The organism is Streptomyces sp. NRRL S-495 (assembly GCF_000966955.1).
Lineage (GTDB): Bacteria > Actinomycetota > Actinomycetes > Streptomycetales > Streptomycetaceae > Kitasatospora > Kitasatospora purpeofusca.
Genome location: NZ_JZWY01000601.1, coordinates 1 through 5,277, shown reverse-complemented (window position 1 = coordinate 5,277; position 5,277 = coordinate 1). Strand labels below are relative to the sequence as shown.

Annotated in this window: 2 protein-coding genes and 3 pseudogenes; 3 read left to right on the top strand and 2 right to left on the bottom strand. The window is 74.1% G+C overall.

Annotated features, from left to right (window positions below; all coding sequences use genetic code 11):
• Both VR45_RS28520 and VR45_RS50190 read right to left on the bottom strand, forming a co-directional pair.
• The coding region (locus VR45_RS28520) for a hypothetical protein (RefSeq protein WP_045942732.1) at window positions 1-545 on the bottom strand (545 nt) is incomplete at its 3' end.
• A gap of 186 nt (window positions 546-731) precedes the next feature.
• On the bottom strand, window positions 732-1,505 hold the full coding sequence (locus VR45_RS50190; protein WP_045942731.1) for an IPT/TIG domain-containing protein: 774 nt from the start codon (window positions 1,503-1,505) through the stop codon (window positions 732-734).
• Window positions 1,506-1,761: 256 nt separating this feature from the next.
• Here VR45_RS50190 and VR45_RS28510 point away from each other — a divergent pair.
• The 3 pseudogenes from VR45_RS28510 to VR45_RS28500 form a co-directional block, all read left to right on the top strand.
• A pseudogene (locus VR45_RS28510) lies at window positions 1,762-3,046 on the top strand (hypothetical protein); the annotation flags it as partial.
• Between the two features lie 159 nt (window positions 3,047-3,205).
• Window positions 3,206-4,092 (top strand): annotated as a pseudogene (locus tag VR45_RS28505) (hypothetical protein).
• A gap of 84 nt (window positions 4,093-4,176) precedes the next feature.
• A pseudogene (locus tag VR45_RS28500) lies at window positions 4,177-5,277 on the top strand (hypothetical protein); the annotation flags it as partial.

Here is a 5,277-nt window from a genome sequence, read left to right as displayed (position 1 = left end):
CCTTCGGGGAGCCGGGCCACCCGCGCGGCCGACTCGGCCCGTTCGACCAGCGGCCGCAGCGCCCGCAGCACCATCAGCAGCGGTACGACGCCCACCACTCCGAACGACATGTCGATGAAGCGCCAGTACAGCGGGATGCCCCGGAGCGGCCCGCAGATCAGTGCGAGCGGGATGATCCCGGCACAGGCCAGCACCGCCCAGCGGATCACCCAGACATTGCGCACCGGGTCCTTGAGCGGCCCCACGAACGCCGCCGCGATCACCAGGTGGGCGAAGGCGAGCCAGTCGGTGCCGTAGGCGAGGAAGGGGTAGCGGTCGTTGGTCTCGGCGATGCCGTCCCGGACCCGGCGGATCCACTCCAGCAGGGCGGGGAAGTGATCGGTCACCGGGGCGCCGGGACCGGCGGCCAGGTCGGCGAGCCAGCGGGTCTCGCTCTCCAGGGGGAAGGCCGTCAGCCCGCTCAGGACCAGGCAGACCACGAAGATCCGGAGCAGGCGCCGCACTCGTCGCAGGGTCGTCCGGTCGATGTCGGTCGCGTCGTTCATCTGCGTCCACCCCATGCCGAGGAGGCAGGTCGGGCTGCTCCCGCCTGCACGGGAGTGACTCTAGACCTAGGAATTGAACGTGTTCAACTTGACCTGTTGGGGGTGCCCCGGAGGTGGCCGGACGCACTCGGGCCCGGTACCCGGGGCGGGTACCGGGCCCGAGTGGACGCTCGGACGGGGCCGGGGTCAGGGCGTGTAGCTGAAGGCCGTCGGCGTCGCGGCGGAGCCGCCCGGGGTGACCAGGGTGACCGGGACGGTGCCCGAGCCGGCCGGGGCGGTGACCACGCACGCGGTATCGGTGCAGCTGCCGGTCGCCGGGGTGCTCCCGAACAGGGCGAAGCCGTTGGTCAGACCGGTGCCGGTGATCGTCACGGCGGTGCCGCCGGCGGCCGGGCCGGTGCTCGGCGCGAGCGCGGTGACGGCGGGCGCGGCCGGGGTCACCGGCGCCTGGAGCCCGCTGCCCAGCAGGTGGCGGGAGACGTTGTCGGACGGGTCGGCGTCGTCCTTGTTGGCCGCCGTGACGGTGATCACCCCGGACGGCCGGGTGCCGTGCGAGCTGACCTGGACCTTCATGAAGTCGCTGCGCCCGGGCGCCCGGGTGCCGGTGAACACGGCCTCCAGCCGGCGGCCGTCGGGGGAGACGGTCTGGGTGAAGGTGTAGTCGTAAGGGGTGGAGTACATCAGTGCGCCGGTGGTGGTGAGGCCGGGCGGCAGGTCGACGGTCAGCCGGGTCACCCCGGTGACGTCGGCGGTGCCGGTGGACTTCCAGGTCACGCTGAAGCTGGTGTTGTCGACCGGGAAGATCGGGTAGTTGCCGGCCTGTGTCACGGTGACGTTCGGGCCGCTCGCAGCGGTGGCGACGGCGGTGGGCGCGGCGGTGGCGACGGCGGCGGTGGCGACGGTGAGCGTGGTCACGGCCAGTGCGGCGGCGAGGCCGCCTCGAACCAGTCTGGTGATCATACGAAGCATCATGGCCGAGCCCGGGGATCATCGGGAGGCTTTTCTCGAAAGCGAGTTCTAATCGGGGACGGCCCGGAGGGGCCCCGTCCGCGGGCCTGTCCGGAAGGTCCGTTTCGGTCGATGTCGGGGCCTGCCTCTACTCTTGTCCACCGTGACCGTCATCGCCGACCAGCCCACCGAGCACGGCCCCCGGCCGCCCGCCGGGCCCGCCGTCGCCGCCGCGCGGCCCGCGCCCGGCCCCGCCGCCGACGAGGGCCTGGCGCGCCGGCTCAAGGCGCTGGCCTGCACCGCGCCCCTGCACGACCTGGACAGCCGCAAGGTGATGCTGGCCGGGGAGTACGGCGGCTACGCGATGGCCGAGGTCGGGCTCGCCGCGATCGACCTCGTCACCCTCAACATGGACTTCGACACCGGCGCCGACCGGGAGATAGTGCTGGCCCGGATGCTGCCCCGGGTCGCCGCCCAGGCGCCCGGCCGCCCCGTCGCCGAGCACCAGCGGGTCGGCCGCTGGGTGCTGGAGTCCCTGATCAACGTCGGCAGTGTCGACCGGGGCTTCCGCGCCGTCTACGGCACCTTCGGCGCCGATGGCGAGTACGTCCGCCGCGACTACGACTTCAAGCTGATCGAGGAGGTCCCGGGCCCCGACGGCGGCGTCTACCTGCGCACCACCGACGAGGCGGTCAACGTCCTGGTCGGCGCGCTGGACACCGACGTCACCTCCGCCCAGATCGCCGCCGAGGTCAAGCTGGAGGTGCTGATCCGGCGCGGCCGCCTGGCCGACGCCCAGCTCGCCGCCGAGCAGGCCCGCTACCGCACCGTCCAGTACGCCGAGACGCTGCGCCGCGCCCTGGAGGCCACCCGCCGCAACGTCCGCGCCGTCGACTGGATGCAGGCGATCCCGGACCTCATCGACGAGGCGCTCGACCACATCGCCGACCGCTACCGGCACGAGAACGCGATTCTCACCAACATCCGCAAGGCCCGCGACGAGGCCGAGGACCCGGAGCACAAGCGCCGCGCCGCCGAGCTGGTCGACATCGTCAAGGACTGCATCCGCCGCCACACCCAGCTGCAGACCAGGCTGCTGGAGGCGGGCCCGCTGTTCCGCGCCGAGCAGGACCGGCAGGCCTTCGCCACCCCCGGCGCCCGCAGCGGCATCGACCTCTACGGCCAGCTGCTCGCCCCGGTGCTCCGGCTGCCGATAGCTCTTCGCCCGCGGCACCGGCCTGCGCACCCCCGCCTCGGTGCGCGTCGCGGACCTGGTCGACCTGCTGCTCACCCCGCCCGTCGAGCGCGAGCACCTCGGCGCCGAGCTGCCCGACCCGGACCTGGTCGCCACCCCGGACGACAGCCGGTTCTCCGAGGCCCAGCTGGAGGCTGCGCTCGTCCTGCTCGACCTGCCCGCCGACGCGCCCCGCCGGCTCTCCGGACTGCTCGCCGAGGCCCGCGGACAGGACCCGGAGCTCCCGTACCTGGTCGCCCTGCTGGCCGTGCACGCGGCCAGCCCGCCCGTCGGCACCGCCTACCGGCAGGGCGAGGAGCTGTCTCTTATACACATCTGCGGCCGGGATGGCCGCCGACCGCAAGGACGCCGGCTGACCGCCGGCCACCCCCACATCCCGCCGTGAAGCACCGCCGAACGACCCGCTCGTGAACCACCCGCCCGTGAACCACCGCAACGCCCCCGAGGAGCACCGCCCGTGACGACCCACCACGACACGTCCTGGGCGCCCGAGACCGAACCGGCCGCCCCCGCGCCGATCACCCCGGCCGACGTCGCGGACGCCGCCCGCCTGGTCTCCTTCGGCCTCCAGGCCAAGCTGCTCCCCGCCCGCGACACCGAGTACGCCGAACTCGTCCGCCGCCACCGCGAGGACCCGCCGTTCGCCCGCCTCGCCGACGCCGTCGCCACCGGCATGGGCCTGGTCGTCCTGGAGGTCTCCCCGCGCGCCGGCATGGCCGTCGCCGCCGCCGAGGACTCCGTGTTCGCCGTCCGGATGGGCGACTACTCGCGCCGCGCCGCCTCCGAGTCCACCGACCGCTTCCTCCACGGCCTGGCCCACCTGGCCGTCGCCGCGATGGCCTTCCCCCGCCCCGAGGACCCCCCGAGGACCTCTCCGACGACGGCTACCTCGGCCGGATCACCGTCAACGGCGTCGACGCCTTCGTCCGCCAGGCCTGCCGCCGCCTGGAGGAGCAGGCCGCCGCCGACGGCGACAACACCGACCCGCAGAGCGACGCCCCCGGCCTGGAGGCCGCCTGGCGGGTCTGGGCCCGGCGCACCGCCACCGGCGCCACCAAGGACGCCCGCCGGCTCTCCGGCTCGACCATCGGCATCGTCGCCAAGGCCGTGCTGTTCCTGGTCGACTCGGGCTTCCTGCAGAAGGTCTCCGACGACGCCGGCGGCACCTACCGCACCACCGCCCGCTACCAGCTCCAGGTCCGCGACCTGGCCGGCGGCGCCGCCATGGCCGAACTGCTGGACCTCGGCATCGTGCCGGTGTCCGACGGCAGCGCCTCCCTGCTGCCCCCGGACACCGGGGACGACCTGGTCGCCGACGCCGGACTGCCGTTCCACTCGCTCTAGCCCCCACGCCCCAGCCCCCCGTCCCGGCCCCCACCGGACCGCCCCAGCCGACCCATCCACCCGCCTCCTGGAGAACCGCCGCACATGTACGAGCTCAACCGGGTCCGCCTCTACTCGATCGGACCGGCCGGCGCCCGCTACGCCGACACGGTGCTCGACCTGCGCGGCGTCGGCGAGCCCGTCGCCGACCCGGCGCCCCAGCAGATCGGCCTGTTCGGGCCTGTTCGGCGAGGAGGCCGACGGCCCGGTCCGCCGCCCCGCCCCGGCCGGCGTGCTCTTCCTGGAGAACGGCGGCGGCAAGTCCGTCCTGCTCAAGCTGATCTTCTCGGTCATGCTCCCCGGGCACCGCAACACCCTCGGCGGCGCCAGCTCCGGCGTGCTCCGCAAGTTCCTGCTCGCCGACGACTGCGGCCACGTCGCCCTGGAGTGGCAGCACACCGTCACCGGCGAGCCGATCGTGGTCGGCAAGGTCAGTGAGTGGCGCGGCCGCCAGGTCTCCTCCGACCCGCGGAAGTTCGCCGAGACCTGGTACTCCTTCCGCCCCGGCCCCGGTCTCACCCTCGACTCCCTCCCGGTCGCCGAGCGGATCAGCCTGGCCGGCGACCAGAAGGCCCGCGGCCGCCGCCGCACCATGAAGGGCTTCCGCGACGCCCTCACCGAGGCCGGCAAGGCCCACCCGCACCTCGACCTGGTCTTCGAGGACGGCCACGACCGCTGGACCGAGCACCTCGGCGAACTCGGCCTCGACCCCGAACTCTTCCGCTACCAGCGCGAGATGAACGCCGACGAGGGCGAGGCGGCCGGCCTGTTCGCGGTCAAGCAGGACAAGGACTTCACCGACCTGCTGCTGCGCGCCGTCACCGACACCCGGGACACCGACGGCCTCGCCGACCTCGTCCACGGCTTCGCCGCCAAGCTCGGCCTGCGCTCCGAGCTCACCGCCGAACGCGACTTCACCGCCGGCTCGCTGGACCTCCTGGAGCGCATCACCGAGGCCACCGCCGCCCGCGAGAGCGTCCGCGAGTCCCACCGCACCGCCGAACGCCGTACCCGCCGGCTCGCCCACGCCCTCGCCTCGCGCGCCGCCGCCGAACGCGACCGGGCCGAGGACCTCGCGATCGAGGTCGCCGCCGCCGCGGGCGCCGTCACCGCCGCCGAGACCGACCGCACCCGGCACACCATGAT